Below are 25,048 nucleotides of genomic sequence, written 5' to 3'. Positions count from 1 at the left end.
ACTCCTTACCCTCGGCAAGATAGTCATGCTTCCTCCTTATTACTCGGTACGCTTTACTTTAATAGAATAGCAGGCCGTTTTTATCCCCGCACTATACTCTAAACATGCTTCAACGCACTCGTAATTCCCGGGATTTCCGCCTTTTATCAGGCCCCGCGCGATTCCTTTAAAACCCCACAACATTTTTTCGAAAAAAATCGAAAACCCTGTTTCAAGATTAACGAAATCGGGTATAAAAGCGCATCAACGTACCTTAATGTCGAAAAATGTTTCGTACTTCTTTCACCGGGAATTGTTGTTGTGACAATTTTTTGCAGACAGAAACTATCTGCACAGGGGGACGTATTTACAAAGGACGTGTAAGGCCAAAGGGAATAAACTTGTCATTTGAGCGGAAAAGGGGGATAAACCGGCGATATGTAAGCGGTAACGCGGCAGGGGATCTGACTTCGACTAAGAGGGTTCCCGCATGCGAAGAAGTATACAAAATTTCCTCTACTTGCTATTGTATTCGGTTTTTAGAAACACTACTATTAAAATTGGCATCATTAAAATTTTACGATTCATTTTTTCCATATATATATACAAACTCGGAGGAAAAGCCGTATGTCGGAACAAGATCAGAGATCCAATGATTCCCTAGATGTTTTGGATGAAAAACAGTTGCTTCAGGTGTTGCTGGCTTTTAAGAAGGGCGACTTTTCCGTACGTATGCCCTATGATCTGAACGGAATGCCGGGTAAAATCGCCGATACGCTGAACGATATCCTCGATATGCAGGAGAACGTGGTGCAGGAAGTGCAGACGGTCGAGCGGGTTGTCGGCAAGGAAGGCAATACCAACCGCCGCTTTATGTGCCGGAGCATGGGCGGAAGCTGGAACGCCTTTAACGATTCCCTGAACAATCTGATCAGCGATCTGATTCAGCCTACGAGCGAGATGGTACGGGTGATCAATGCCGTGGCGCAGGGCGATCTTTCGCAGAAAGTAGAGCTTGAGTTTGAAGGGCGCGCTCTTACGGGCGAATTTTTGCGTACCGCCAACAATATCAACCGCATGGTCAATCAGCTTGGGACGTTTGCGGCCGAGGTTACGCGCGTAGCCCGCGAAGTAGGAACGGAAGGCATATTGGGCGGTCAGGCCGAAGTGACGGACGTATCCGGTACGTGGCGCGATTTGACGGAGAGCGTCAATAACATGGCGAGCAACCTGACGGACCAGGTCCGGAACATCGCGGATGTGACGACGGCGGTTGCGAAGGGCGATCTGTCCCGCAAGATTACCGTTAACGCGAAGGGCGAGTTCCTGGAGCTCAAAAATACGATCAACACAATGGTGGATCAGCTCAGTACGTTTGCTTCCGAGGTCACCCGTGTGGCCCGGGAAGTAGGAACGGAAGGCAAGCTGGGCGGCCAGGCCGACGTTAAGGGTGTATCCGGCACTTGGTACGATTTGACGGAGAGCGTTAACGACATGGCGAGCAACCTGACGAATCAGGTGCGGAATATTGCGGTCGTCACGACGGCCGTCGCGAACGGGGATTTGGGCAAGAAGATTACGGAAGAAGCGCAAGGCGAAATTCTGGAGCTGAAAAATACGATCAACACGATGGTGGATCAGCTGAGCACGTTCGGTTCCGAAGTTACTCGTGTGGCGCGCGAGGTAGGAACGGAAGGGATGCTGGGCGGCCAGGCCGACGTTAAAGGCGTATCGGGCACATGGCGCGACCTGACGGAAAGCGTTAACTACATGGCGACGAATCTGACGAATCAGGTGCGCAACATCGCCGAGGTGACAACGGCGGTTGCGACCGGCGACCTGTCGAAAAAAATCGCGGTAGACGCCAAGGGTGAGATTCTGCAGCTGAAAAGCACGATCAACACGATGGTGGATCAGCTCAGCACGTTCGCGTCCGAGGTTACCCGCGTAGCCCGCGAGGTCAGTAACGACGGCAAGCTAGGCGGAAGGGCTGACGTGAAAGGCGTCTCCGGAACTTGGAAGGACTTGACCGATAGCGTTAACTACATGGCGAGTACGCTGACCGATCAGGTGCGCAACATTGCGGAAGTCACGACCGCCGTCGCGAAGGGCGACTTGTCTAAGCAGATCACGGTTAACGCGACCGGCGAGATTCTGGAGCTGAAGAACACGATCAACACGATGGTGGATCAGCTCAGCACATTCGCGTCCGAGGTTACCCGCGTGGCGCGCGAGGTAGGAACGGAAGGGAAGCTGGGCGGCCAAGCGAACGTGAAGGGCGTGTCCGGAACGTGGAAGGACCTGACGGAGAGCGTAAACGACATGGCGAGCAACCTGACGAACCAGGTGCGGAACATCGCGGTCGTCACGACGGCCGTCGCGAACGGCGATCTGTCCAAGAAGATCACGGAAGACGTACAGGGCGAGATTCTGGAGCTGAAAAACACGATCAACACGATGGTGGATCAGCTCAGCACATTCGCGTCCGAAGTTACCCGTGTGGCGCGTGAAGTAGGAACGGACGGACGTCTTGGCGGCCAAGCCCAGGTTAAAGGCGTTGCCGGAACGTGGAAGGACCTGACGGAAAGCGTAAACGACATGGCGAGCAACCTGACCGACCAGGTGCGGAATATCGCCGACGTAACGACGGCGGTTGCGAAGGGCGATTTGTCCCGCAAGATTACCGTTGACGTTAAAGGCGAGATGCTGCAGCTGAAGAGCACGATCAACACGATGGTGGATCAGCTCAGTAACTTCGCTTCCGAAGTGACGCGCGTGGCGCGCGAGGTCGGAACGGAAGGGAAGCTGGGCGGCCAGGCGGATGTTAAAGGGGTTTCCGGAACGTGGAAGGATCTTACCGACACGGTGAATTTCATGACCGGCAACTTGACCAGCCAGGTGCGGAACATCGCGGCCGTTACGACGGCCGTCGCCAACGGCGATTTGTCGAAGAAAATTACGATCGACGTTAAAGGCGAGCTCCTGGAGCTCAAAGAAACGTTCAACACGATGGTGGATCAGCTCAGTTCGTTCGCCTCCGAGGTTACGCGTGTAGCCCGCGAGGTAGGAACGGACGGCAAGCTGGGCGGCCAGGCGCATGTGAACGGGGTCGGCGGAATCTGGAAAGACTTGACCGACAACGTTAACATCATGGCGACCAACCTGACCAACCAGGTGCGCGGCATCGCGAAGGTCGTTACGGCCGTCGCCAACGGTAACCTGAAGCAGAAGCTGATGGTAGACGCGGCGGGCGAGATCTACGATTTGAGCGAAACAATCAATAACATGATCGACACGCTCGATACGTTTGCCGACCAGGTTACGACCGTGGCCCGCGAGGTAGGGGCCGAAGGAAAGCTGGGCGGTCAGGCGCATGTGCCGGGGGCTTCCGGCACGTGGCGTGACTTGACCGATAACGTGAACTACATGGCGTCCACGCTGACGACTCAGGTGCGCCAGATTACAAACGTCGCGACCGCGGTGACGAAGGGCGACTTGTCGCGGACTATCGACGTCATCGCGGCGGGCGAAGTCGGAACACTCAAAGATAACATCAACGAGATGATCCGCAACCTCAAGGAAACGACGCGGATCAATACGGAGCAGGATTGGCTCAAGACCAATCTGGCCCGGTTCAGCCGTCTCCTGCAGGGTCAGCGCGACCTGTACGAAGTGTGCCGCATGATCATGTCGGAGCTGGCTCCGCTTGTTTCCATGCAGCACGGCGTGTTCTATATGAACGAGGCGAATGGCGAAGAGCAGGTGCTGCGCATGTTCTCCAGCTATGCGTATCAGCAGCGCAAGCATCTGTCCAACGAGTTCCGTCTGGGCGAAGGCCTGGTCGGCCAGTGTCTCATCGAGAAGCAGCGGATTCTGCTGACGAACGTGCCGGAGAATTACGTGGTAATCGGCTCGGGGCTCGGCGAAGCCGCACCGCTTAACATCGTGCTGCTGCCTATCATGTTCGAGGATCAGGTGCTGGCCGTTATGGAGCTGGCTTCCTTCCGCCGGTTCACCGAGATCGACATTGCGTTCCTCGACCAGCTGACGGAGAGTATCGGAATCGTGCTGAATACGATGCAGGCGAACATGAGAACCGAAGAGCTGCTGTCACAGTCGCAGTCTCTCGCGGAGGAGCTTAAGAAGCAGCAGGAAGAACTGCAGAACACGAATGACGAGTTGGAAGACAAAGCGAAGCTGCTTGTCATTCAGAAAGCGGAAGTCGAAAGCAAGAACAACGAGGTCGAACAGGCGAAACGCTTCCTCGAAGAGAAGGCGGAGCAGCTTGCGCTGACGTCCCGGTACAAATCGGAGTTCCTGGCGAATATGTCTCATGAGCTGCGGACACCGCTGAACAGCTTGCTTCTGCTGGCCGAGCAGCTCTCCGAGAATCCGGACCATAACCTGACCGACGATCAGGTGAAATTCGCGCGTACCATCCATGATTCGGGTCTTGACCTGCTCAACTTGATTAACGACATTCTCGATTTGAGCAAAATCGAATCCGGTACGATTGCGCCGGACTTCACCGAAATCAAGCTTACCGAAATTACCGATAATATGGAGCGGACTTTCCGCCATATTGCGCAGGATAAGAAAATCGATTTCAAAATCAAGGCGGAAAAAGCGCTGCCGGAATCTATTATTTCCGACTCCAAGCGGCTTCAGCAAATCTTGAAAAACCTGCTTTCCAACGCCTTCAAGTTCACCGAGAAGGGCGAAGTCGTTCTTCTCATGCGCCGGGCCAACAGCGGCTGGAGCCAGGACAACGAATCGCTCAACCGCGCCCGCATGGTGCTGGCCTTCTCCGTCGGAGACACGGGGATCGGCATCTCAGAGGACAAGCAGCAGATTATTTTCGAAGCGTTCCAGCAGGCGGACGGCAGCACGAACCGCGAATACGGCGGAACGGGCCTCGGTCTTGCGATTTCGCGCGAAATCGCGGGTATGCTCGGCGGGGAGATCACGCTGTTCAGCGTTGTCAACGTCGGCAGCACCTTCACGCTCTTCCTGCCGGTGGATCTGGATCCGGCCATGCTGGAAGCGGCCGCCGCTTATGTGCCGGAAGTGATCGACGTACCGGCTCCGCAGCCTAAGAAGTACGAATACGACCGGTTCGATACGACACAGCTCGTAGATGACCGTGCGAACATTGAAGCGGGCGACCGCGTATTCCTGATCGTGGAAGACGACATGAAATTCAATGAGATTCTGCTGGATATGCTTCACAGAAAAGGCTTGAAAGCCATTATCACGCCGAAAGGCAACAAGGCGGTCGCTCTCGCCAAGAGGTACAAGCCGGTTGCCATTACGCTTGACCTGCGTCTGGAAGACATGAACGGGTCCTCCGTTCTGGATCAGCTGAAGGAAGACATCGAGCTGCGCCATATCCCGGTAACGGTGATGACGATCGAAGACGACGCGACCGAGCTTCTGCAGAAAGGTGTGTTCGACTTCCTGTGCAAGCCGATCAAGAACGAAGATTTGGAGAACGCGATCGACAAGTTGAATGCTTTCAGCGCCAAGCCGTTCCAGCAGCTTCTGGTCGGCATGTCCGATTCGGAGCGCCGCAGACAGACGGTGGATCTCGTGAAGAACAGCGACATTAAGGTCAGCGCGACCGATACCGGCCGCAAGGCGCTGAATCAGCTGAAAACCAAGGACTTCGACTGTGTACTCGTCGATACGGACCTGCCGGACATGGGCCCGGCCCAGTTTGTGAGAGAAATGCAGAAGAACGCCAAAAACAAATACAAGCCGGTCCTGATCAACCGGAGCGAGAAGCTGACCAAAGAGGAAGAGGACGATCTGGAGGAGCTGCGTTCCATCGCGGTCATCAAGGAAGTGAAATCGCCGATTCAGATTGTGGACGAAACGATGCTGTTCCTTCACCGCAAGCTGGAGAACCTCAATGACAGCCAGAGAGATATTCTGATTAAAAAGCACCAATCCAACGAAATGATCGATTCGAAAAAGGTGCTCATCGTCGACGACGATATCCGTAATATTTTCGCTCTGACGACCATTCTGGAACGTCAGAATATGAAGGTCATATCCGCCGAGAACGGTCACGACGCCATCGAGATCCTTGAACAGATGCCGGACATCAATATTGTTCTGATGGATATTATGATGCCGGTTATGGATGGATACGAAACGATGCGGGAAATCCGCCGCAGACCTCAGTTCCAGGGCCTGCCGATCATTGCGCTCACGGCAAAAGCGATGAAAGGGGACCGCGAACAGTGTCTGGAGGCGGGGGCCTCGGATTATATCACCAAGCCGGTCAACAGCGCCCAGCTTCTCGCCATGCTGCGGGACTGGTTCCTGGCCCAGGACGGACTTCAGCCGAGTCCGGCCGAGCTTCCGGGTTCCGAGCCTTTCGGATGGATGAAAGGGCAGTAAATATCTTGATTTTGAGTCCTGTGCGAAAGCACAGGGCTTTTTTTTGTTGCAGGGACTATCAGAAGTCAAGCGTGTACCCTCGCCAATCTACCGCCCTATCGACCGTACCTTTACCGAAACTGGCGAGAGGTCATCTGCGGCCGGAGCTGCTTTTTTCAAGCCAGTTTTCCTCAGGTTCGCTCTTAAAGCGGGGACAATAAAGTCAAAAAACTGCGGAATATGTAACTTTTTGTTGGAAATATGTGTCTATAAAAGTAAACGCATATAGAGCAGGAGGTCCATAGTCTTATTTTCAGGGTGTGGAGAGGAATCACATTTAACTAAAAAATAAAGAAAATTTGCTCCAAAATTATGTTGAATTACGGATAATTACTTCATATAATAAATTGACGGGGTTTTCTTTTAAATGCCGGCAGCGGTGCCGGACGGTCTTATAACTAACGGAGGTACAGCTATGGAAAAACACAGCCTATTGGAAGCAGTTAAGGGTGGCATTATCGTGTCCTGTCAGGCATTGCCGGATGAACCTTTGTTCGGAAGCGAGATGATGGTCAGGATGGCGCTGGCCGCGGAGGCCGGGGGAGCTGTCGGCATCAGGTCCAATACGCCGGTCGATATCGCCGCGATTAAATCGAGGGTAAAGCTGCCGCTTGTCGGGCTCTGGAAGCGTGACTATGAAGGCAGCGATGTATATATCACACCTACACTGGAAGAAGTGGAGGCCGTTTGGCGGGCGGGGGCGGATATAATCGCGCTGGATGCGACGATGAGGCCGCGGCCCAAAGGAGAAATGCTGAAGGAAATCGTGTCCGAGATCAAAAAACGGGCAGGTGTCCTTCTCATGGCGGATATCTCTACCGTTGAAGAAGGGCTCCATGCCCAGGAAATCGGCTTCGATATCCTGTCTACGACGATGTCCGGTTATACGCCGTACAGTCCTCAGCAGGAAGGGCCGGATTTCAAGCTGATCCGCGAGATGGCCGCGCGGGCCGATATCCCGGTGTTCGCCGAAGGGCGTATCCATACCCGGGAAGAAGCGACCGAATGCTTCCGCAGCGGTGCGCATACTGTCGTTATCGGAGGCGCTATCACAAGGCCCCAGCAGATTACAAAACGTTTTGTCGACTTCGTGCGTATACACGTTTAGACCGGTTCCTGCCGGACGATTGGCGTAGCAATTATCACTTTTTCTGATCAGGGGAGATCAACGGGATGACGAAAATCGTATTTGTACCGCTCGACGAGCGGCCGTGTAATCTGGACTATCCGCAGCGCCTGGCCGAGATGACCGATTTGGAGCTTGCCGCTCCGTCTGTGTCCATCCTGGGCCGCAAGAAAACACCTGGGGATACAGAGGCTCTGGGGAACTGGCTGCTACGGGAAGCGGAAGGGGCGGATTATGCCTTGGTTTCGCTGGATATGCTCGTTTACGGAGGGATCGTACCTTCCCGGCTGCATTATTTGACCCGTGAGGATGCGCTTAAACGTCTTGAAGTGCTGCGCGAACTCAAAAGGAATAAGCCGGACCTGCGGATTCACGCTTTTAATCTGATTATGAGAGTGCCCGCCTATTCCAGCAGCGAAGAGGAGCCGGATTATTACGCGGATTACGGCCGCGAGCTGTTCCTGTACGGCTGGTATACGGACAAGAAGGAGCAGGAAGCGCTGACGGAAGAAGAAGAACAGATTTTCGCCGGCATTCTGGGCAAAATTCCGAAGGATGTGCTGGAGGATTTCACCGGACGTCGCGAAATCAACGCTTTCGTCAACCGGACGGCGCTGGAGCTCGCGGAAGAAGGCATTATCGATTATTTGATCATTCCGCTCGACGATAATTCCCAGTACGGCTTCTCCCCGCTGGAGCAGAGAGCGCTCGCGATCCTTTCGGAAGAGCTGGATCTGACGGACCGCGTTGCGATATACCCGGGGGCGGACGAAATCGGCTGTACGCTGTTTGCCCGGATTTTCTGCGAAAGCAAAGGATATCTTCCGAGGCTGTTCGTCCGTTATTCCTCCACGAGGGGGCCTTTCTGTATTCCGAAGTACGAGGACCGCAGCCTGAACGAAAGCATCAAGGCGCACCTGACGAGTGCAGGGGCTTTTATGGCGGATAGCTCGCAGGGGGCGGACGCCGTGCTGATGGTCAATTCGCCGGCCGTCGGCGAATCGGACATGGCGGAAACGTCGCAGGCGTGGAGCCAGCGGCACCGGTCCTACTTCTCCGAGGTGAATTTGCGCGAGTTCGCCCAGGCGATGCGCGTGTATCTCGGAGAAGGGCGGACCGTAGCCCTGGCCGACGTGGCGGTCTGCAACGGCGGCGATACCGTGCTGCTCAAGCTGCTTGCCCGCCAGGGCCAGCTTGAAGGCCTGTCCGCGTATGCCGGGTGGAACACCTCGGGCAATACGCTGGGCACCGTCATCGCGCACGCCGTCATCGAGGCGTACTACGCGGGCGCGCGGGAAACCGCCGGCGGCACCGGCGCAGACGTGGCGCCGGAAGGCCGTTTGCGGAGCGAAGCCCAAAAGCGGAGCAGCCGGGCCTTCTACTTCTACCGGCTGGTAGAAGACTGGGGCTATCAGGCCCTCATCCGCAAGGATGTGACGGCGAACGTGCTTCCGGCGTTCGGAGCGGGGTATTTCGGGCTGGCCGGCAAGCAGCCGGAAATCGAAGCCGTCATCGCGGAGAAGCTCCGCTCGTTTGTCGAGGAGCGCCTCGCCGGACTGACGTCCGGGCATATCCGGCTCGCCAACGTTCATTTGCCGTGGAACCGGATGTTCGAGGTCGGTTTTGATTTGGAGCTGGTCGGAGACAGCAGCCCTGATCCGTCCTCCCGCGAAAGTAAAGCGACCGCCCGGAGCTGATCGGGATCGGGCTTGTTTTTACAGGTGCCTTCGCGTATCAGATACCGGATTCGAGCATCGGATCGGAAGATGCGGCAAGCGCTTCGGCCTTAAGGGCCGGGGCGCTTTTTTATACAGGGGAAAGCGGGGAAGGACGCGATAAGCTTTGCAAAAGAATAGCTGGCTGACGGCTTCGTTCTCGGGAATGCGGTTCATCTGCATATGCGAACTGTCCGCCATCCGGTTGATGGCCTGACCCAACTGCCGGCAGCGTCCCGCCCTTCAAACCGCCTCCAAATCGGACCCGGAAATTTCGCGGAATTCGTTAAATTCCGGGGCAAACCGGAATTGGTGTCCTTTTTTCCGGAAAGGGACCATACACTGTAACGAGGCCAAATTAGCGCATCCAGCGGGAAACGGGTATAATGGGGGTATTATAAAAGTCAGATTGTGCCCATGCAATCTTAACATCAAGGAGGTACCCTATGTCCGGATTTATCGGGAAGATTAAACAGGGCGCAGCCGAAGCGGGGAAAAAAGCGCAGCAGACGATCGAAGTTAACCGGTTGAAGCTGCAAATTGCGGCGAAGCAGAGAGATATGCAGAAACTGTATACGCAGATCGGCGAATTCGTCTACGAAGCGGGCAAGCAGAAGCAGCCTTATCCGGAGACGCAGGTCGCGGCCGTAACGGCTGAGCTCCAGGCTATCGAAGATGAAATCAAAGCGATGCAGAACCGGATCTACAGCCTGTACGACGAGAAATCGTGCGAATGCGGTCACGTGGTCGCGGTGGATACCCGGTTTTGTCCGAACTGCGGGCGGAAATTCGAGCCGATTCATGAGCAGGCGGATTTTACGGCTATCATGGAACTGAAGCCTTTTTGTCCCCAATGCAAAGAAGATATCGAACCCGGTATGCAGTTCTGCACGACCTGCGGATACCGGCTGACGGAAGAAGAAAGCTAGGCTGCGGTCAACTTACAGCAGGGATTATACATGCGACATGCCAAAAAGGATGAAGGGATTCTTCGCGAATGCCTCATCCTTTTTTTATGATGATTTACTTCTGGTCTCCGCAATCGTCCGCGGGTTCCTTCGGCTGAGCGTTTCCCGTACTGCGGGTATCCGAACTGTTGCCGTATTCTTCTACCGTCTTCCAGGCGTCCACGTCATCGATTTCGGCACGGCCCGTGTCGTCATCGTTCGGAGACTCCAGAATCGGTTCGAGAATTTCTTCTTCTACCGGGCGTTCTAAGAGATCGCCTTCCGCACGTATCTGCGAATGTTCCACGCAGGTAGAAGCCCATGGAATCGCCTCCAGGCGTTCGAACGGAATCGGCTCCTTGCATACTTCGCATACGCCGTAAGAACCGGATTCAAGCCGGCCGATCGCATGTTTGACGTCTGTAAGCTGCTGTTCCATATTTTCATCCACCGCCTGGTCCCGGCCTCTTTCGAACGCTTCGGTTGCGATGTCGGCGGGGTGATTGTCGTAGGAGGAGAGTTCTCCGGTGGAGTCTTTCAGAGAGTTTTCCTCCCGGTCGGACTCAAGGACGTGCTCCAGCTCGCTTTTTTCCTTATAAAGCCGCTGCTCCAGCTTGTTTCTTTCTTCTTCGGTCAGCGCTGCCATCGGACATTCCTCCCCTTCGGTTACGTGTTTGGGACGGTTTCTCCTGAAGAGATGAACACCGCCCGATCGTATTTTTTTATTACCCGAAGATCCCTTTCTTTGACGCAAAAGCGGAGGATGGAAACATGCGGAAGCGGATAGCCGGAGCTTGCCGGAAGAGGACGACTTCGGCTCGGGCTGCTTTTTCGGTAAAATTTAGCTTGTAATTGGAAAATGGATAGGGTAAGGTAAAGATAACCTTATATGTTTCGGGAGCTGGATGAAGTCCGGCTGAGAGTGTGACCGCGAATGTCACTAACCGTATCTGATCTGGGTAATGCCAGCGTAGAGAGAATAACCCTGCCGACCAAGGCCGCACGGTATATTCCGTCCGGTCTTTTTTAGTTCACTGCAAGCCTGAGGCCCCTGCCGGTTGTTCCGGAGAAATCTTGTCTGCTTACGAACCGCCTGGCGGCCGTAGGTACGAGAAGACCGGAATGAAGAAAACCGGCACCGGCCGTTTCCGCCAAACGGCGGAGCGGCGTCAGGCTCGCGTGCAACGGTGTACGGGAAAACCACTTTCTGCGGAAAGTGGTTTTTTTTGCGTTTATTGCCGCCCCATCTGGCGGGAAGCAGGCCCTGGCCGAGGATGTATTGTAAGGCGTTTTATACAAGCCGAGAGGAGAAGAACGAGATGAGCCCATATCCCGCCGGACCGGAACTTCACGCCGTCTCAACCGGAAGACAGAAACCGGAGGTGCTTATACGGATCGCCTCCGCCATCCATCCTTACGTAACGGCCATTCATGTGCGTGAAAAAACGCAATCTCCGCGGGAGCTGTGGGCGCTGCTCTCCGGGCTTGCCGCCTGCGGGGTTCCGCCGGGCAAGATTGTCGTCAACGATCGCGCCGATGCGGCTTGGCTGTCCGGAGCGGCGGGTGTGCAGCTTCCGGGAAGCGGTCTGCCTGCCTCCGCCGTGAAAAAAGGGTTTCCCGGCCTGCGAGTCGGTGTCTCCGTTCACGGGCCGCAGGAAGGAGCCCTCGCTGTGGAAGAGGGGGCCGATTACCTGATATTCGGCCATGTATTCGCCACAGGCTCTAAACCCGGTGCTGCCCCGCGCGGAGCGGAAGCGCTCCGGGAAACGGTGCTGGCTTGCGGAGGCCACCCGGTTATCGCGATCGGAGGAATTCGTCCGGGAAACTGCGCCGAGGTAATTCGCTCGGGAGCCACGGGCGTGGCCGTCATGAGCGGCATATGGGAAGCGGAGAATCCGGCGGACGCTGCGAAGCATTACCGGTATGAGCTGGAACTTGCCCGGCAGCCGGACAAAACGGGAGGAGAACTGAGATGAATCGGGATACGGATCTAGTCGTGATCGGAGGAGGCGTCATCGGCTGCTCAATAGCCTATCAGTTGGCGAAGCGGGGAGTCCGTGTGACTCTGCTGGAAAAGGAACGTATTGCCGGGCAGGCGTCGGGAGCGGCAGCCGGAATGCTCGGAGCCCAGTCCGAAATGCACGAGGCGGGGCCGATGTTTGATTTTGCCCGCCGGAGCCGGGATATGTTCCCCGATCTGGCGGAAGAGCTTAAGGAACTGACGGGCTTGGATATCGGCCTCATCCGCCGGGGGATGCTCAAAGCCGCCTGGACCGATGCCGAAGCGGCCGCGCTCAAAGCGGACACCCGTTTCCACCAGGCGGCCGGCGGCCGGGCGGAATGGCTTAGTCCGTGCGAGACAGGCTGGCTGGAGCCCGAGCTGAGCAAGGAGCTCCGAGGGGCGCTTCACCTGCCCGACGAGGGGCACGTGCTGGCGCCGGAACTGTCGGCCGCTCTGGCCGCCGGCGCGGCGCGGCTCGGAGCGCAGATCATGGAGCACGCCGACGTGACCGGACTCCTGACGGAGTCGGGCCGGGTGAGCGGTGTGCAGACCCGCGAAGGAAAGATCCGCTGCGCCGGGGCGGTGCTGGCGTCCTCGCTTTGGAGCGCTCAGATACTGGCGCCTCTGGGCGTGGAGCTGCCCGTGTATCCGGTGAAGGGAGAATGCTTCTCCCTCACCGTACGGCAGCCTCTTCTCGCGAGGACGATCGCTTCGGGCGGCTGCTACATCGTGCCCAAGCCGGGCGGGCGGATCATCGTGGGAGCCACGGCTCAGCCCGGCTCCTTCGACCGCAGCCCGCGCCTCGGCAGCCTGCTTTCGCTGGCCGCGCAGGCACAGCGGCTCGTTCCGGCGCTTGCGGCTGCCGAGTGGGAGCGCGCCTGGGCGGGGCTGCGGCCTCAGACGCCCGACGGGATGCCGTACATCGGCGAAATAACGGCCTGCGAAGGGCTCTTCGCCGCCCTCGGGCATTACCGTAACGGCATTTTGCTGTCGCAGGCGACAGGCGTGCTTGCCGCATCGGTGCTCACGGGCGGGGCCGCCGCTGCCGAAGAAGCTCTGCCGGGCGCGCGTGAGCTGCTCGAAGCGTTCCGGCCGGACAGAAGGGCCGTGGCAGGGGCCGGGGCTGTAAGGCCGTAGGCCGATCAAGGAGAGCAGTCTGTTCGGAAGCCCGGGGGCTGTATTTTGCAAGTGAAGGAGGTATTTGACGAGTGAAGCTGCATGTAAACGGAGACGACATTACGGTACCGGAAACCGTACATACCGTAGAAGGGCTGATCCGGCACCTTGGATTAAAGCGCAATCTGCTTATCGTGGAGACGAACGGACATATTTTGCAGGCGGAAGAGCATGCGGAAACCACGGTGGCGGACGGCGACCGGATCGAAATCGTTCATTTTGTAGGAGGAGGCTGACAATATGCTGAAAATCGGACCTTACGAATTCAACTCAAGGCTACTGCTCGGAACGGGGAAATTCCCGGATTTCACGATTCAGAAAAAGGCGGTCGAGGTTTCGGGAGCGCAGATTTTAACTTTTGCCGTGCGGCGGATGAATATTTATGACCCGGAACAGCCGAACTTTTTGTCCATGCTGGACGTAAGCAAGTTCAAGCTGCTGCCGAATACGGCGGGAGCCAAAACGGCTGAAGAAGCGGTCCGCATCGCCAAGCTGGCGAAAGCTTCCGGACTCTGCGACATGATCAAGGTGGAAGTGATCGGCTGTGACAAGACCTTGCTGCCGGATCCGGTAGAAACGCTGAAGGCTGCCGAAATGCTGCTGGCCGAAGGATTTCTTGTCCTGCCGTATACGTCGGACGATGTCGTATTGGCCCGCCGTTTGCAGGAGATGGGCGTACATGCGATCATGCCGGGGGCTTCGCCGATCGGTACCGGGCAGGGGATCATCAACCCGCTGAATCTCAGCTTCATTATCGAAGAAGCGCGCGTACCCGTCATCGTGGACGCAGGCATCGGGGCTCCTTCGGACGCCGCGCTGGCCATGGAAATGGGAGCGGACGGAGTGCTTCTGAACACGGCAGTTTCCGGCGCGGAGGACCCCGTGCGGATGGCGTATGCCATGAAGCTGGCTTTGGAAGCGGGCAGAGCCGGATATGAAGCCGGACGCATCCCCCGCAAGCGTTATGCGTCTGCGAGCAGTCCTATGGAGGGAGTCAGCGTAGGCTGACGGATGTGGTGCTTGCGGGGGTTGGCGCCTTAAGGGTAAGAGCAAGAGCGAAAGTTTGAGCGAATTGTGGCGGCGAACATTACTCAACGCCATCCAAAGCCGCAGCATCGGACGGCAGGGATGTACGGCAGGAACGAATGGTCCCGAATGAATAGCCAGAATGTACAGCGAAGAACGGAACAACTGTGATCAACCCAGGATCAGACAGCAAACCAACACCAGGGCCAAACGGCGAACCAATAGCGAACCAACAGCGAACCAAAAAGCAAACCAACACCAGGGCCAAACGGCGAATCAATAGTCAGACCAACCCGCATCAGAAACAGTACTTGCCTTAGGAATTTCAAATCCTGCTGCCGACTGTGTGACTACCTGTAACTCTATAGTCGTGTAGACCTATGCGAAAAAGAGGAATAATGTCGGCCACTTCAAGTTAACGGAGGTGCAACCTGATGAACATGTCCTTAAACAAAGAGCAGTATCCGCCGGAGACTTCCCGTCAAGCCCCGCTCGTTCCTGTGGCTGCGACGATTGCCGGTTCCGACAGCGGAGGAGGGGCGGGCATACAGGCCGATCTCAAAACGTTCCAGGAGCTCGGCGTATTCGGAGCAAGCGCTTTGACGGCCGTAACGGCACAGAACACGCGGGGGGTTCACGGTGTGCAGCCGATCCCTCCTTCCATGGTGACGGCTCAGATCGACGCGGTTGCCGGAGATATCGGGCCCGCCGCCTGGAAGACAGGCATGCTTTTCAGTGCGGAGATCATTGAAGCCGTAGCGGACCGTGCATCTTTCTACAAATGGTCCCGTCTGGTTGTGGACCCTGTCATGATCGCCAAAGGCGGAGCAAGCCTGCTGCAGGTGGATGCCGTGCAGGCGCTTACGAGTCTGCTGCTGCCTCTGGCGCAAATTGTGACGCCGAATATCCCGGAGGCGGAGGCGCTGACGGGAATGCGGATCGCCACGATGGCGGATCGCAAGGAAGCCGCCCGCCGAATTCATGCGTGGGGCGTAAATTACGTCGTGCTGAAAGGCGGCCATGGCGGAAACCGCGCTCAATCCCTGGACCTGCTGTACGACGGCCGCGTGTTTACGGAATTTGCGGCCCCGTGGATAGAGACGGAGCATACACACGGCACCGGCTGTACCTTCGCTGCCGCTTTGACGGCGGGGCTTGCATCGGGGCTTCCTGTAGATGAAGCGGTACTGCTCGCCAAACGTTTTATCCAGGCGGCTCTGGCGAACCCTCTGAACATAGGAGCCGGACATGGACCGACCAATCATTGGGGATACAACAGACCGGGGCCGGGAGGCGGTTCATTCAAACCGGTGCCGGCTGCGGCAGGAGAAGGCGAGGGATGGCTGCGATGACAAAAACGGCTGCCGAAGCCCGGTATACCGGCAATCTCAGGGAGGCGTTGAAGGTTTATCTTGTGATGGGGAGCCCCAACTGCGGGGGCAGAGACCCCGCTGCCGTTCTGCAGGCTGCCATAGAAGGCGGCGTCACGCTGTTCCAGTTCAGGGAAAAGGGGCCCGGCGCCCTGCAGGGCCAAGAACGGACGGAGCTGGGCAGGAAGCTCCTCGGCGTTTGCCGTCAGGCGGGAGTCCCGTTCATCGTGAACGACGATCTCCGCCTGGCGGAAGAGCTGGAGGCCGACGGAATACACGTCGGCCAGGAAGACCTGGCGCAGTGGGACCGGGCCGGACTGCGCCAAAGATTTAAGGGGCGGATTCTCGGCATATCCGCCCATGACCCCGCCGAGGCGCGGGAGGCGGCCCGCTGCGGCGCCGATTACCTCGGCGCGGGCCCGATGTACGCCACGGCGACGAAGCCGGATGCCCGTGCCGTGCAGGGCCCGGGCATCCTTGCCGCCATGCGGGCGGGCGGCATTTCGCTGCCGCTGGTGGGCATCGGCGGCATTACGCCGGAGGGCGCGCCCGCCGTATTGGCGGCCGGAGCCGACGGCGTGGCCGTCATCTCGGCCATCAGCGGCGCCGACGATCCGCGCGAAGCGGCCCGTCGGTTTTCCCGCCGGTTTACGGAATAAACAGCCGTATGCGGCCGGTAACCGTCGTCTGCTAGACCGGGAGGTAACTTTTAGCGAGTCATAAACGTGTTCGGAAGGTGTGTCAAACCGCCGTTAAGCCATAAACGTCCATTAATAAGGCTTGTAAAACGAGCCAATAAAGTTCGGGAGGGATTTTTAAAATGACCAAAAGTACAGAAATCCAGGAGCCTAACGTATCCGCTTTTCCGGGGAGCCGCAAAGTTTATGTGGAAGGCTCTCGTCCGGACGTGCGCGTAGCGATGAGGGAAATTCAATTGAGCCCGTCTTCCGGGCGTTTTGGCGAAGAAGAGAATGCCCCGGTCCGTGTCTATGACACGAGCGGTTTGTACACGGATACCGAAGAGGCAACCGATATCCGCCGGGGTCTGCCTGCGAACCGGTACGGCTGGATTGTGGAGCGTGGCGACGTGGAGGCTTACGAGGGCCGCACCGTGAAGCCGGAGGACAACGGGCTGCGCAGCGAGGAAGCGCTGGCGAATACGGAAGTGTTTCCCGGTCTTAACCGGAAACCGCTTCGTGCCAAGCCCGGGAGCAATGTGACCCAGATGCATTATGCGCGCAAGGGGATCGTTACGCCGGAGATGGAGTACATCGCCATCCGCGAGAATGTGGCGCCCGAATTTGTCCGCGATGAAGTGGCCCGGGGCCGTGCCGTTATTCCTTCGAATATCAACCACCCGGAAAGCGAGCCGATGATCATCGGGCGCAATTTTCTTGTGAAGGTGAATGCGAACATCGGCAACTCGGCCGTAGCTTCTTCGATTGAGGAAGAGGTGGAAAAAATGACGTGGGCGACTCGCTGGGGAGCCGATACGGTCATGGACCTGTCCACGGGCAAAAACATCCACACGACGCGCGAATGGATCGTGCGCAATTCACCGGTGCCGATCGGAACGGTGCCGATTTATCAAGCGCTGGAGAAAGTGGGAGGCAAGGCCGAGGAACTCACGTGGGAAATCTACCGCGATACGCTTATTGAACAGGCCGAACAAGGGGTCGATTACTTCACGATTCATGCGGGCGTACTCCTCCGCTATATTCCTTTGACGGCGAAAAGAACGACGGGAATCGTTTCCCGCGGAGGCTCGATTATGGCTGCCTGGTGCCTGGCGCATCATAAGGAAAACTTCCTTTACACCCATTTCGAAGATATCTGTGAAATTATGAAAGCCTACGATATTTCGTTCTCGCTCGGAGACGGCCTGCGTCCCGGTTCGATTGCGGATGCGAACGATGAAGCGCAGTTCGCCGAACTGGATACGCTCGGAGAGCTGACCCGGATTGCCTGGGAGCACGACGTCCAGGTCATCATCGAGGGCCCCGGCCACGTTCCGATGCATCTCATCAAGGAGAACGTCGACCGGCAGATGGAAGTTTGCCAGGAGGCGCCGTTCTACACCCTCGGTCCGCTGACAACGGACATCGCCCCGGGTTACGACCACATCACGTCCGCTATCGGTGCGGCGATGATCGGCTCGTTCGGCACGGCGATGCTCTGCTATGTAACGCCGAAGGAACACTTGGGTCTGCCGAATAAAAACGACGTGCGCGAAGGCGTAATCGCCTATAAAATCGCTGCGCATGCGGCAGACCTGGCCAAAGGCCATCCGGGAGCGCAGGACCGGGATAACGCCCTTTCCAAAGCGCGGTTCGAGTTTCGCTGGCGCGACCAGTTCAACCTTTCGCTTGATCCGGAACGGGCGATGGAGTACCACGACGAAACGCTCCCTGCGGAAGGGGCCAAAACCGCCCATTTCTGCTCTATGTGCGGTCCGAAGTTCTGCTCCATGAGGATTACGCAGGACATCCGCGAATATGCCCGCGAGAACGGCCTCGGCGAACAGCAAGCGGCGGAAGCGGGCATGGCCGATAAAGCCGCCGAATTCCGGCGTGAAGGCAGCGTGATTTACAAATAGGCCAAGAATCGGTCTACACATGACAGCGAATGACGGCGCGTGATAGCTTGTTCGATTGCCCGGCAAGCTTGCCAGGCTGTATGCAGCAGCAAAAGCAAAAACCGTATTCCTCTTGTCCACTGGAGGAATACGGTTTTTCATATTGAGCGAAATCTCGCGAGAATGACAGTCTTGCAGGCAGTTCCGCAACCCGTCCGAAGCGGGAACAAGGGGGCTAAAACGAACTGAAGCGAGCGCTAACCGATCGGCTGCTTCGCTTCCGAAGCGGCTTCCGAAGCGGCACGCAATTGAACCGGTTGCCGGCTGTGTATTCCATCCGTTCGGGCACTTTCTTCTTCAGCAGTCGTCCATTCCTTGACCGAAGCGTTGTCCGGTCCCGGTTCCGCCATCCACTCATGATGGGCTGCGGACGCGTGCCCTTCCTCTTCGTAATCAAACGATGACACGCCGTATTGGTCACGGGCACCTTGGATACTTTTTATGAAAACGGTTACAACTAAAAAGCCGAAAATGAGCAAAGTTAATGTTCCCCATAAGGCTGTCATTTTGAGCTGCCTCCTTGAACGTACGAATCGACTGCGGAAGAAAAGAGTCTTCCTATCATATGTACGCGTAAGTTCCGGAGAAGTTTCTGCTCCCGCACAGGAAATTAGATAGTTTTTTTCGATGTTCAGTCCGATATTACGGCGTTCCTGCGTTTGTGCGACGTCCAGTGCTCCCGGTTGCGACCAATATGGCGGCGGACCGCCTGACGGCCGCCAGCTTCCCCGCAAGGCTACCTGCGGCCTCGCCGAAAACGAAGAAGCCTCCTCCCGCCCGGGGAAGAGGCTTCTTCGTTTTCCTGAGTTCGTGTGAACTCCTACATCGTGTAGGGCTGCTGCACTTGTCCCGCCTGAGTGTAGGGAGGCTGTGTGTAAGAGGATCCTTGGTACTGGCCCCCGGAAGACAGGTAAGGATTCACGCGCTGCTGGGTTTGTTGTCCCGATTGCTGGGCGTTAAAAATTTGTTTGTCGATATCCTGACGCAGGGCGGGAGAAGGGGGGGAATACATGTTATTTTGTTTCATAAACGTGTACAGTTCCCCTTGCAGGTGGAGAGTATTCAGGGTCAGGTGGTTAAAAAGCTGACGAATCTCCGGACAGGTGGACTCCGTCGCGGCGGTTGCATATTCTCTGATCACGCGCTTATGATCGGCAAGAACCGTGTAGAGGAGATCCTTATCGCTCAGGGGGGAGCCGCTTTGGCGGTTTTGCTGCTGTTGCTGCTGTTGCTGTTGGTTTTGCTGTTGGTTTTGTTGCTGCTGGAAAGCTTGCGAGTACGGATACGCAGACTGATCCTGTTGGAAAAGCTGCTCCAACTGCTGTTGGCGCTGGTCATGCTTTTGCTGCTGCTGTTGCTGATAAGAAAGCTGCCGGTTTTGGTTGTTTGGCTGCTGGGTCACAGGAAATCCCTCCTTTTGTCGGGTTTGAGTAAAGTTATTGCTGCAGCGGCTGGTTGGGAGCAAGCTGGACATGCTGCTGGAGAGTGGACAAAATTTGAACGTAATGCTGCTGGTGACTTTGGATCAGATGCTCCGCGATCTGCCGGATAGCCGGGTTTTGGCCGTTGGCGATGGCGTTCGCCGCCTGTTTGATCAGCAAATCCTCATTGGTCAAGGAGTCGGCCAGGTAGTTCAATTCTTTTTCGGTTATCGGTTGCATGGAAATCCTCCTTTCCGTTCCTTAGTAATGTAACCCGGTTTTATGGAATTATTCGGAAAAAGTGATTTTGCGGAAAATTGTAGAATGAACAACCGGCCCCGCGCAGCCAAAAGAACCCCGCTTCTACGAAGGGGGCCGGGGGAAAGTATGAATGTTTACTTACGCGGAGGCCGCTTGGCGATTTCCTCCGTCACCACAAAAGCAAGCTCTTCATTTCCGAACATGGACAACACGCCGAGCAGAGTGTCGTCGGGGATTTCTCCCGCTTCTTCCTTGGAAACCGTAAGTTCCAGCGCCTGCTGAAGCTCCGTGTTGTTCCCCTGCTGGGGATAGGCCTGCGCATACAGTGCGGCCGGGTCCAGTCCGTGATTGATGCACCACTGGGCAAAAATCAGAATCATCATTCGTTCGTCGCGCTGATAGTTCTCGATGATACGTTTTTCCATCTCCTGCTGATTCATGTTTATAGGGTAGTGCCTGCTCCCTTCGATCGTGTGAATTCGAGACATCAAATTTAAAAGCTTCCGGGGAGTCTCATCGCCCGGTTATGCAATTTGCCGAGAAGCAGCAGGGAAAGGGCGGCGCCGATCAGAGCGCACATCATGTCCCATTGGGTGTCCCAGACATCGCCTTGAGTGCCGAGGAAAGATTCCGCCGCCGTGCCGGTCAGTTTGGCGACAGTGAACTCCAGAAGTTCATAGAAAGCGCTGAACCCCAGGCAGACGCTGAGCGTAAGGAACGCAAGCCAGCCTCCGGGCCGTACGGGAACTTTGCGGATCAAGATCTCGCGCGTGAGAATGGCGGGTACAAAGCCCTGCATAAAATGACCGAGCCGGTCGTAATAATTCCGCTCCAGATCAAAGGTGTCCCGAAGCCAGTTGAAGAGGGGGACTTCCGCATAAGTGTAGTGCCCGCCTACAAACAATATCATGACATGAGCCCAGACCAGCGTGTATGTGAGAAGGGTAAGCGGAGTCCGCCGGTAAATACCGATTAATACGGCGATCAGAATGAGTCCGGGCGTCACTTCCAACATCCAGGTGAAATAATCGTGCGGCCGAATGCCTGACCAGATGAAGACGGCCGCCAGGCTGCCCAGCAGAGCGGAATAGCTCCGGGTGGGAACACGGGAAGATTTCATGTGGCGGAAGAACCTCCTGTAAGTTATTGTGCGCGCTTCTTTGCATTTCGTCCAATCTTTGAGCCTGATTCGTGCGCATCCTCTATCCGGAACCGGAGCGGTAAGCTATACTGACTCTATCGTACCATGAAAGCGGGAAAGGGAGGTAGACCATGTCATCTTCGAACCGAAAAATAAGGTGGGGCATTCTTGGGTGCGCTTCCATTGCTCTGCGGGCAATTGTGCCCGCCATTCACGCATCGTCTACAGGGGAGCTTGCCGCTATTGCCAGCCGCGATGTGTTCAAAGCTACGGAAGCGGCCCGGCGTCACGGAATACCGGCTGCCTACGGAAGCTATGAGGAGCTGCTCGCCGATCCGACCCTGGATGCGGTGTACATTCCGCTCCCGAATCATTTGCACTTTGAATGGGCGATTAAGGCCGCAGGAGCGGGGAAACATGTGCTCTGTGAAAAACCGCTTGCCCTTACAGCCGCCCAGGCGCAAGAAATGGCCGTAGCGTGCAGGGAAGCGGGCGTTCTCCTCGCTGAAGCCTTTATGTACCGGCACCATCCCCGGTACGACCGCATCCGCGAGATTCTCGCGGCCGGAGAGTTGGGCGTTATACGCGCGATGCGCGCCTCCTTCACGTTCGATAACTCCGCGGATACGGGAAATGTCCGCTGCCGCAAAGAGTGGGGCGGCGGTTCGCTTTACGATATCGGCTGCTATACGCTTAATGCGGCCCGTTATCTGCTTGGCGGAGAACCCGAAGCCGTTACGGTGCAAGCTTTCTTCTCGCCCGGACACGGCGGCGTGGATATGATGGCGTCGGGGCTCGCTGAGTTTCCGGATGGCGTCGCTATGACATTCGACTGCGGCATGTGGGCGGCTCCCCGCAATACGATCGAAATCCTCGGCACGGCGGGAACTATTGAAGTGCCGAGCGCTTTTGTCGCACCGGAGGGAAGAGGGGCCGATTTTACGGTCACGGTAAACGGAGCCCGCCGGACGGAGTCCGCGCCATCCGTGAACCAGTACGCCGTGCAGATCGACGACTTCGGGCGGGCTGTGTTGGGCCGTGAGCCCTACCGTTTTCCGGCCGAAGATGCCATTAAAGGCATGAAGGTCCTGGAGGCGTGCCTTCTTTCTGCGGAAACCCGGGCAAGAATAAGCCTGTAATTAGCAAAAAAAGGATGGCGCCCGGGAACGTTTTGTACTATGATGATACTAACAGGGACTTGGAGACTAGTCGGCTAGTCTTACATCCCGAAAACCAAGCCAGGCGCCTATCTTCAGGATAGCGCGCACAGTGGAGCGAAGAAGTCACATGGGGTCTGTGACCGCAACACTGCTATGAGCTTGGTTTTTTTGCGTTTTTTTGCGCTCGGCGGCTGCTGTTCGTACAATAGGATATAAAGGAAAAAACGAAGCGGCCGCATGACCGGCTGGGAAAATGGAGGAGCATGCGATGAGCAGGAAAAGGTATACAAACATGGACCCCGCCGCGGGACTAAGCACATTCTCGGATCTCCGCAAATGGCGTAAGGAAAGAAGCGGTAAAGTGAAGGATCTTTCCTTCCTTGTAAAAACATGTCCGGATAAAGATCCCGGCTATTTGAAAGCCAACCGGAGCGAGACGACGATCACGTGGATCGGCCATTCTACCTTTTTGCTTCAGAAAAACGGCATGAACCTGGTCACGGATCCGGTATGGGCAAGCCGTATGGGATTCGACAAGCGGCTGGCGGAACCGGGACTTGCTCTCGGCGAACTGCCTCCGGTCGATGCGGTTCTGCTCTCGCACGGGCACTACGATCACCTCCATATCGGCTCCCTGCGCGCCCTTCCCGGAAAACCCAAGCTGCTGGTCCCGGAAGGTCTGGGGAAGATGCTCCGGCGCAAAGGCTTTGAGGATATAGAGGAGCTTTCCTGGTGGGAAAGCTGTGAGTTCGGCGGCCTGCGCTTTCATTTCGTTCCCGCGCAGCACTGGACTCGCCGTTCGCTGACGGATACGAATACCTCCCACTGGGGAGGCTGGATTATAGAAGATGCCGGCAGGCCGGGGACGGACCCGGACAGTCTTTATTTCGCGGGCGACAGCGGGTATTTTCAAGGTTTCCGGATGATCGGGGAGCGATTTCGCATCGGCTACGCCTTGATGCCTATCGGCGCTTACGAGCCCGAGTGGTTTATGTCCACTCAGCACGTTTCGCCGGAAGAAGCCGTGCAGGCTTTTGCGGACACGCAAGCGGAGATTTTCGTGCCTATGCATTACGGCTCGTTCCGCCTTGCCGACGATACGCCGCAAGAAGCGCTGGACAGACTGCGGCTGAATTGGGAACAGCGGAAGCTTGATCCCGGGCGTCTGAAGGTGCTGCTGCACGGACAAACACTGAAGACCGCCTTAAGCGGCGAAGTAAATAAATTTCCCCCGGAATAAGGACAAACCCGTCTTTTTCGGCTTCCGGACGGCATATACATCATGAGGGACGCTGCAGGTACGAAGCGGTCCGAATACCGAGGAAGCGGGGGAGGAAGATGAAGAACTGGAAAGTCATGCTGATCCTCGGTTTTGCCGTTTACGCGGCTGCGGTAGGATTATATTTCGGCAGAGGGGACATTTACGGTCTGCCGTCCGGTTCGGCGGGCACCAGCATAGATCCGCACACGTTTATGAGCGAAGGAGAGATCGGCCGGGCCGAAGCGTTATCGCGTATCCGCTCGATTGTGTACTTTTTGCAGACTCCGCTGCAGCTTGTTCTGCTGATTCTGCTTGTGGGAACGGCTATCCGGTTCAGGGACCGCATTGAAGGCTGGACCCGGCGCTATCTGCTGCGGACAGGCTTGTTTGTTTTTTTGTTCCTGCTGGTCGTGTATGTCCTTATGCTGCCGTTCGACTACCTTATGCTTAATGTGGAGAGGCATTACGGGGTTTCCAATGTCAGCTTGGGGACCTGGCTGGTTGACCATGCGAAGAACCTCGGGATCGAATGGCTGACCACGACGTTCGTTCTCCTGCTTGTCCTTGCCTTGATGAAACGAAGCCCCCGAAAATGGTGGCTGTGGCTGTGGGCTTTTTCCGTACCGCTCCTGCTGTTTCTCCAGTTTATCCAGCCGGTGATTATCGAACCCTTATACAATGAATTTACGCCGCTGCGGGCGGGGGAACTGAAGAAAGAGCTGCTGCATCTGGCATCGCAAGCCGGAATCGCGGCGGATGACGTATACGAGGTCAACATGTCCGAGAGGACGAATCAGCTCAACGCCTACGTGTCCGGAATCGGGTCCAATGCCAGAGTCGTTCTGTGGGATACGCTTCTGCAAAAAATGGATACCCGCGAAATTCTGGTCGTTATGGCGCACGAGATGGGGCATTATGCGGAGCGGCACGTCTTCTGGGGGAGCGGACTGGGGCTTGTCATGAGTTTCGGTCTTCTTTGGGGCGGAAGCCGGATTTACGAGATAGCGGTGCGCAATTGGGGCAGAGCGCGGGGACTCCGCGGTCCGCGGGATATGGCGGGACTGCCGCTGCTGCTAGCCATTGTCTCCCTGCTGACGCTTATGGTGACTCCAATAGACAACGCCGCTTCGCGGCTGATGGAAGACAGGGCCGATTCGTATGCGATGAAAATGACCGGAGACGGCGAGGCGGGAGTGAGTGCTTTTCAGAAGCTCGCCGCTGCTAATTTGAGTCCGGTCACTCAGCCGGCGCTCCTGCAGTGGTTTCTGGGTTCCCATCCGACCATAGAGGAGCGGATCCGGTATTTCGGCGAGTTTGCTCCGCAAAAAGCCCGTTAAACTAAAGAGCGTGCCGGTTTCCGGGTTTGCAAACAGGTTTTGCAAAT

The 25,048-nt window shown here is 56.5% G+C and carries 20 protein-coding genes; 14 read left to right on the top strand and 6 right to left on the bottom strand.

The window, feature by feature from the left end:
* Positions 1–606 precede the first annotated feature (606 nt).
* From AC58P5_RS21535 to AC58P5_RS21520, 4 genes are all read left to right on the top strand, one after another.
* A complete protein-coding gene (locus AC58P5_RS21535; protein WP_497390185.1) occupies positions 607–6,384 on the top strand; it encodes a HAMP domain-containing protein in 5,778 nt (1,925 codons plus the stop codon).
* Between the two features lie 454 nt (positions 6,385–6,838).
* Entirely contained in the window at positions 6,839–7,531 is a 693-nt protein-coding gene (locus AC58P5_RS21530) for an N-acetylmannosamine-6-phosphate 2-epimerase (RefSeq protein ID WP_497390183.1), read from the top strand.
* A 65-nt stretch (positions 7,532–7,596) separates the two neighbouring features.
* Entirely contained in the window at positions 7,597–9,246 is a 1,650-nt protein-coding gene (locus AC58P5_RS21525) for a DUF4127 family protein (protein WP_497390181.1), read from the top strand.
* A 464-nt stretch (positions 9,247–9,710) separates the two neighbouring features.
* Complete coding sequence (locus tag AC58P5_RS21520; protein WP_218231233.1) at positions 9,711–10,193, top strand: zinc ribbon domain-containing protein; 483 nt, start codon at positions 9,711–9,713, stop codon at positions 10,191–10,193.
* A 94-nt stretch (positions 10,194–10,287) separates the two neighbouring features.
* On the opposite strand, the gene AC58P5_RS21515 is transcribed toward AC58P5_RS21520, so the two are convergent.
* The gene (locus tag AC58P5_RS21515) at positions 10,288–10,857 is read right to left on the bottom strand and encodes a TraR/DksA C4-type zinc finger protein (protein ID WP_497390179.1); all 570 of its coding nucleotides are present in this window, start codon (positions 10,855–10,857) and stop codon (positions 10,288–10,290) included.
* Positions 10,858–11,530: 673 nt separating this feature from the next.
* Here AC58P5_RS21515 and AC58P5_RS21510 point away from each other — a divergent pair.
* From AC58P5_RS21510 to thiC, 7 genes are all read left to right on the top strand, one after another.
* Positions 11,531–12,187, top strand: coding sequence for a thiamine phosphate synthase (locus AC58P5_RS21510; RefSeq protein ID WP_497390177.1), 657 nt, complete (start codon positions 11,531–11,533; stop codon positions 12,185–12,187).
* Positions 12,184–13,350, top strand: coding sequence for a glycine oxidase ThiO (gene thiO, locus AC58P5_RS21505; RefSeq protein WP_497390175.1), 1,167 nt, complete (start codon positions 12,184–12,186; stop codon positions 13,348–13,350). The genes AC58P5_RS21510 and thiO overlap by 4 nt, the downstream gene beginning before the upstream one ends.
* Before the next feature lie 71 nt (positions 13,351–13,421).
* On the top strand, positions 13,422–13,625 hold the full coding sequence (gene thiS / locus AC58P5_RS21500) for a sulfur carrier protein ThiS (protein ID WP_497390173.1): 204 nt from the start codon (positions 13,422–13,424) through the stop codon (positions 13,623–13,625).
* Positions 13,626–13,629: 4 nt separating this feature from the next.
* Positions 13,630–14,397 carry a thiazole synthase gene (locus AC58P5_RS21495; RefSeq protein ID WP_497390171.1) on the top strand — a complete coding sequence of 256 codons (768 nt, stop codon included), beginning with the start codon at positions 13,630–13,632 and terminating at the stop codon, positions 14,395–14,397.
* A 452-nt stretch (positions 14,398–14,849) separates the two neighbouring features.
* Positions 14,850–15,767, top strand: a complete 918-nt coding sequence (thiD, locus tag AC58P5_RS21490; protein WP_497390169.1) for a bifunctional hydroxymethylpyrimidine kinase/phosphomethylpyrimidine kinase — start codon at positions 14,850–14,852, stop codon at positions 15,765–15,767.
* Positions 15,755–16,444: a thiamine phosphate synthase gene (gene thiE / locus AC58P5_RS21485; protein WP_497390167.1), complete on the top strand. Its 690-nt coding sequence runs from the start codon at positions 15,755–15,757 to the stop codon at positions 16,442–16,444. Before thiD ends, thiE begins: the two co-directional genes overlap by 13 nt.
* A gap of 161 nt (positions 16,445–16,605) precedes the next feature.
* On the top strand, positions 16,606–18,381 hold the full coding sequence (gene thiC, locus AC58P5_RS21480; RefSeq protein ID WP_497390165.1) for a phosphomethylpyrimidine synthase ThiC: 1,776 nt from the start codon (positions 16,606–16,608) through the stop codon (positions 18,379–18,381).
* Between the two features lie 236 nt (positions 18,382–18,617).
* On the opposite strand, the gene AC58P5_RS21475 is transcribed toward thiC, so the two are convergent.
* The 5 genes from AC58P5_RS21475 to AC58P5_RS21455 all read right to left on the bottom strand — a co-directional run bounded on the left by AC58P5_RS21475 (position 18,618) and on the right by AC58P5_RS21455 (position 21,222).
* Positions 18,618–18,926: a hypothetical protein gene (locus AC58P5_RS21475; protein ID WP_497390163.1), complete on the bottom strand. Its 309-nt coding sequence runs from the start codon at positions 18,924–18,926 to the stop codon at positions 18,618–18,620.
* Positions 18,927–19,240: 314 nt separating this feature from the next.
* Positions 19,241–19,822, bottom strand: coding sequence for a spore coat protein (locus AC58P5_RS21470; protein WP_497390161.1), 582 nt, complete (start codon positions 19,820–19,822; stop codon positions 19,241–19,243).
* Between the two features lie 34 nt (positions 19,823–19,856).
* Positions 19,857–20,081: a hypothetical protein gene (locus AC58P5_RS21465; RefSeq protein WP_497390159.1), complete on the bottom strand. Its 225-nt coding sequence runs from the start codon at positions 20,079–20,081 to the stop codon at positions 19,857–19,859.
* Between the two features lie 155 nt (positions 20,082–20,236).
* On the bottom strand, positions 20,237–20,542 hold the full coding sequence (yxiS, locus tag AC58P5_RS21460; RefSeq protein WP_036739927.1) for a protein YxiS: 306 nt from the start codon (positions 20,540–20,542) through the stop codon (positions 20,237–20,239).
* A 53-nt stretch (positions 20,543–20,595) separates the two neighbouring features.
* Positions 20,596–21,222, bottom strand: coding sequence for a DUF2238 domain-containing protein (locus AC58P5_RS21455; protein WP_497390157.1), 627 nt, complete (start codon positions 21,220–21,222; stop codon positions 20,596–20,598).
* Between the two features lie 152 nt (positions 21,223–21,374).
* On the opposite strand from AC58P5_RS21455, the gene AC58P5_RS21450 reads away from it, so the two are divergent.
* The 3 genes from AC58P5_RS21450 to AC58P5_RS21440 all read left to right on the top strand — a co-directional run bounded on the left by AC58P5_RS21450 (position 21,375) and on the right by AC58P5_RS21440 (position 25,001).
* Positions 21,375–22,382, top strand: coding sequence for a Gfo/Idh/MocA family protein (locus tag AC58P5_RS21450; protein ID WP_497390155.1), 1,008 nt, complete (start codon positions 21,375–21,377; stop codon positions 22,380–22,382).
* Between the two features lie 289 nt (positions 22,383–22,671).
* The gene (locus AC58P5_RS21445; RefSeq protein ID WP_497390153.1) at positions 22,672–23,643 is read left to right on the top strand and encodes an MBL fold metallo-hydrolase; all 972 of its coding nucleotides are present in this window, start codon (positions 22,672–22,674) and stop codon (positions 23,641–23,643) included.
* A gap of 98 nt (positions 23,644–23,741) precedes the next feature.
* Entirely contained in the window at positions 23,742–25,001 is a 1,260-nt protein-coding gene (locus tag AC58P5_RS21440; RefSeq protein WP_497390151.1) for a M48 family metallopeptidase, read from the top strand.
* Positions 25,002–25,048 lie beyond the last annotated feature (47 nt).

The organism is Paenibacillus sp. JT31N7, assembly GCF_059692095.1.
The sequence above is the reverse complement of the archived record's forward strand: the minus strand, read 5'-3'. Positions and strand labels throughout refer to the sequence as shown.

What these genes read in the sequence shown, in the direction of transcription:
- AC58P5_RS21495 (WP_497390171.1), top strand. Translation starts at nt 13,630, where the DNA reads ATGCTGAAAATCGGACCTTACGAATTCAACTCAAGGCTACTGCTCGGA.
- AC58P5_RS21530 (WP_497390183.1), top strand. Translation starts at nt 6,839, where the DNA reads ATGGAAAAACACAGCCTATTGGAAGCAGTTAAGGGTGGCATTATCGTG.
- AC58P5_RS21510 (WP_497390177.1), top strand. Translation starts at nt 11,531, where the DNA reads ATGAGCCCATATCCCGCCGGACCGGAACTTCACGCCGTCTCAACCGGA.
- AC58P5_RS21455 (WP_497390157.1), bottom strand. Translation starts at nt 21,222, where the DNA reads ATGAAATCTTCCCGTGTTCCCACCCGGAGCTATTCCGCTCTGCTGGGC.
- yxiS (WP_036739927.1), bottom strand. Translation starts at nt 20,542, where the DNA reads ATGAATCAGCAGGAGATGGAAAAACGTATCATCGAGAACTATCAGCGC.
- AC58P5_RS21440 (WP_497390151.1), top strand. Translation starts at nt 23,742, where the DNA reads ATGAAGAACTGGAAAGTCATGCTGATCCTCGGTTTTGCCGTTTACGCG.
- thiE (WP_497390167.1), top strand. Translation starts at nt 15,755, where the DNA reads ATGGCTGCGATGACAAAAACGGCTGCCGAAGCCCGGTATACCGGCAAT.
- AC58P5_RS21465 (WP_497390159.1), bottom strand. Translation starts at nt 20,081, where the DNA reads ATGCAACCGATAACCGAAAAAGAATTGAACTACCTGGCCGACTCCTTG.
- thiD (WP_497390169.1), top strand. Translation starts at nt 14,850, where the DNA reads ATGAACATGTCCTTAAACAAAGAGCAGTATCCGCCGGAGACTTCCCGT.
- thiC (WP_497390165.1), top strand. Translation starts at nt 16,606, where the DNA reads ATGACCAAAAGTACAGAAATCCAGGAGCCTAACGTATCCGCTTTTCCG.
- AC58P5_RS21535 (WP_497390185.1), top strand. Translation starts at nt 607, where the DNA reads ATGTCGGAACAAGATCAGAGATCCAATGATTCCCTAGATGTTTTGGAT.
- AC58P5_RS21445 (WP_497390153.1), top strand. Translation starts at nt 22,672, where the DNA reads ATGAGCAGGAAAAGGTATACAAACATGGACCCCGCCGCGGGACTAAGC.
- AC58P5_RS21475 (WP_497390163.1), bottom strand. Translation starts at nt 18,926, where the DNA reads ATGACAGCCTTATGGGGAACATTAACTTTGCTCATTTTCGGCTTTTTA.
- AC58P5_RS21515 (WP_497390179.1), bottom strand. Translation starts at nt 10,857, where the DNA reads ATGGCAGCGCTGACCGAAGAAGAAAGAAACAAGCTGGAGCAGCGGCTT.
- AC58P5_RS21520 (WP_218231233.1), top strand. Translation starts at nt 9,711, where the DNA reads ATGTCCGGATTTATCGGGAAGATTAAACAGGGCGCAGCCGAAGCGGGG.
- thiO (WP_497390175.1), top strand. Translation starts at nt 12,184, where the DNA reads ATGAATCGGGATACGGATCTAGTCGTGATCGGAGGAGGCGTCATCGGC.
- AC58P5_RS21450 (WP_497390155.1), top strand. Translation starts at nt 21,375, where the DNA reads ATGTCATCTTCGAACCGAAAAATAAGGTGGGGCATTCTTGGGTGCGCT.
- AC58P5_RS21525 (WP_497390181.1), top strand. Translation starts at nt 7,597, where the DNA reads ATGACGAAAATCGTATTTGTACCGCTCGACGAGCGGCCGTGTAATCTG.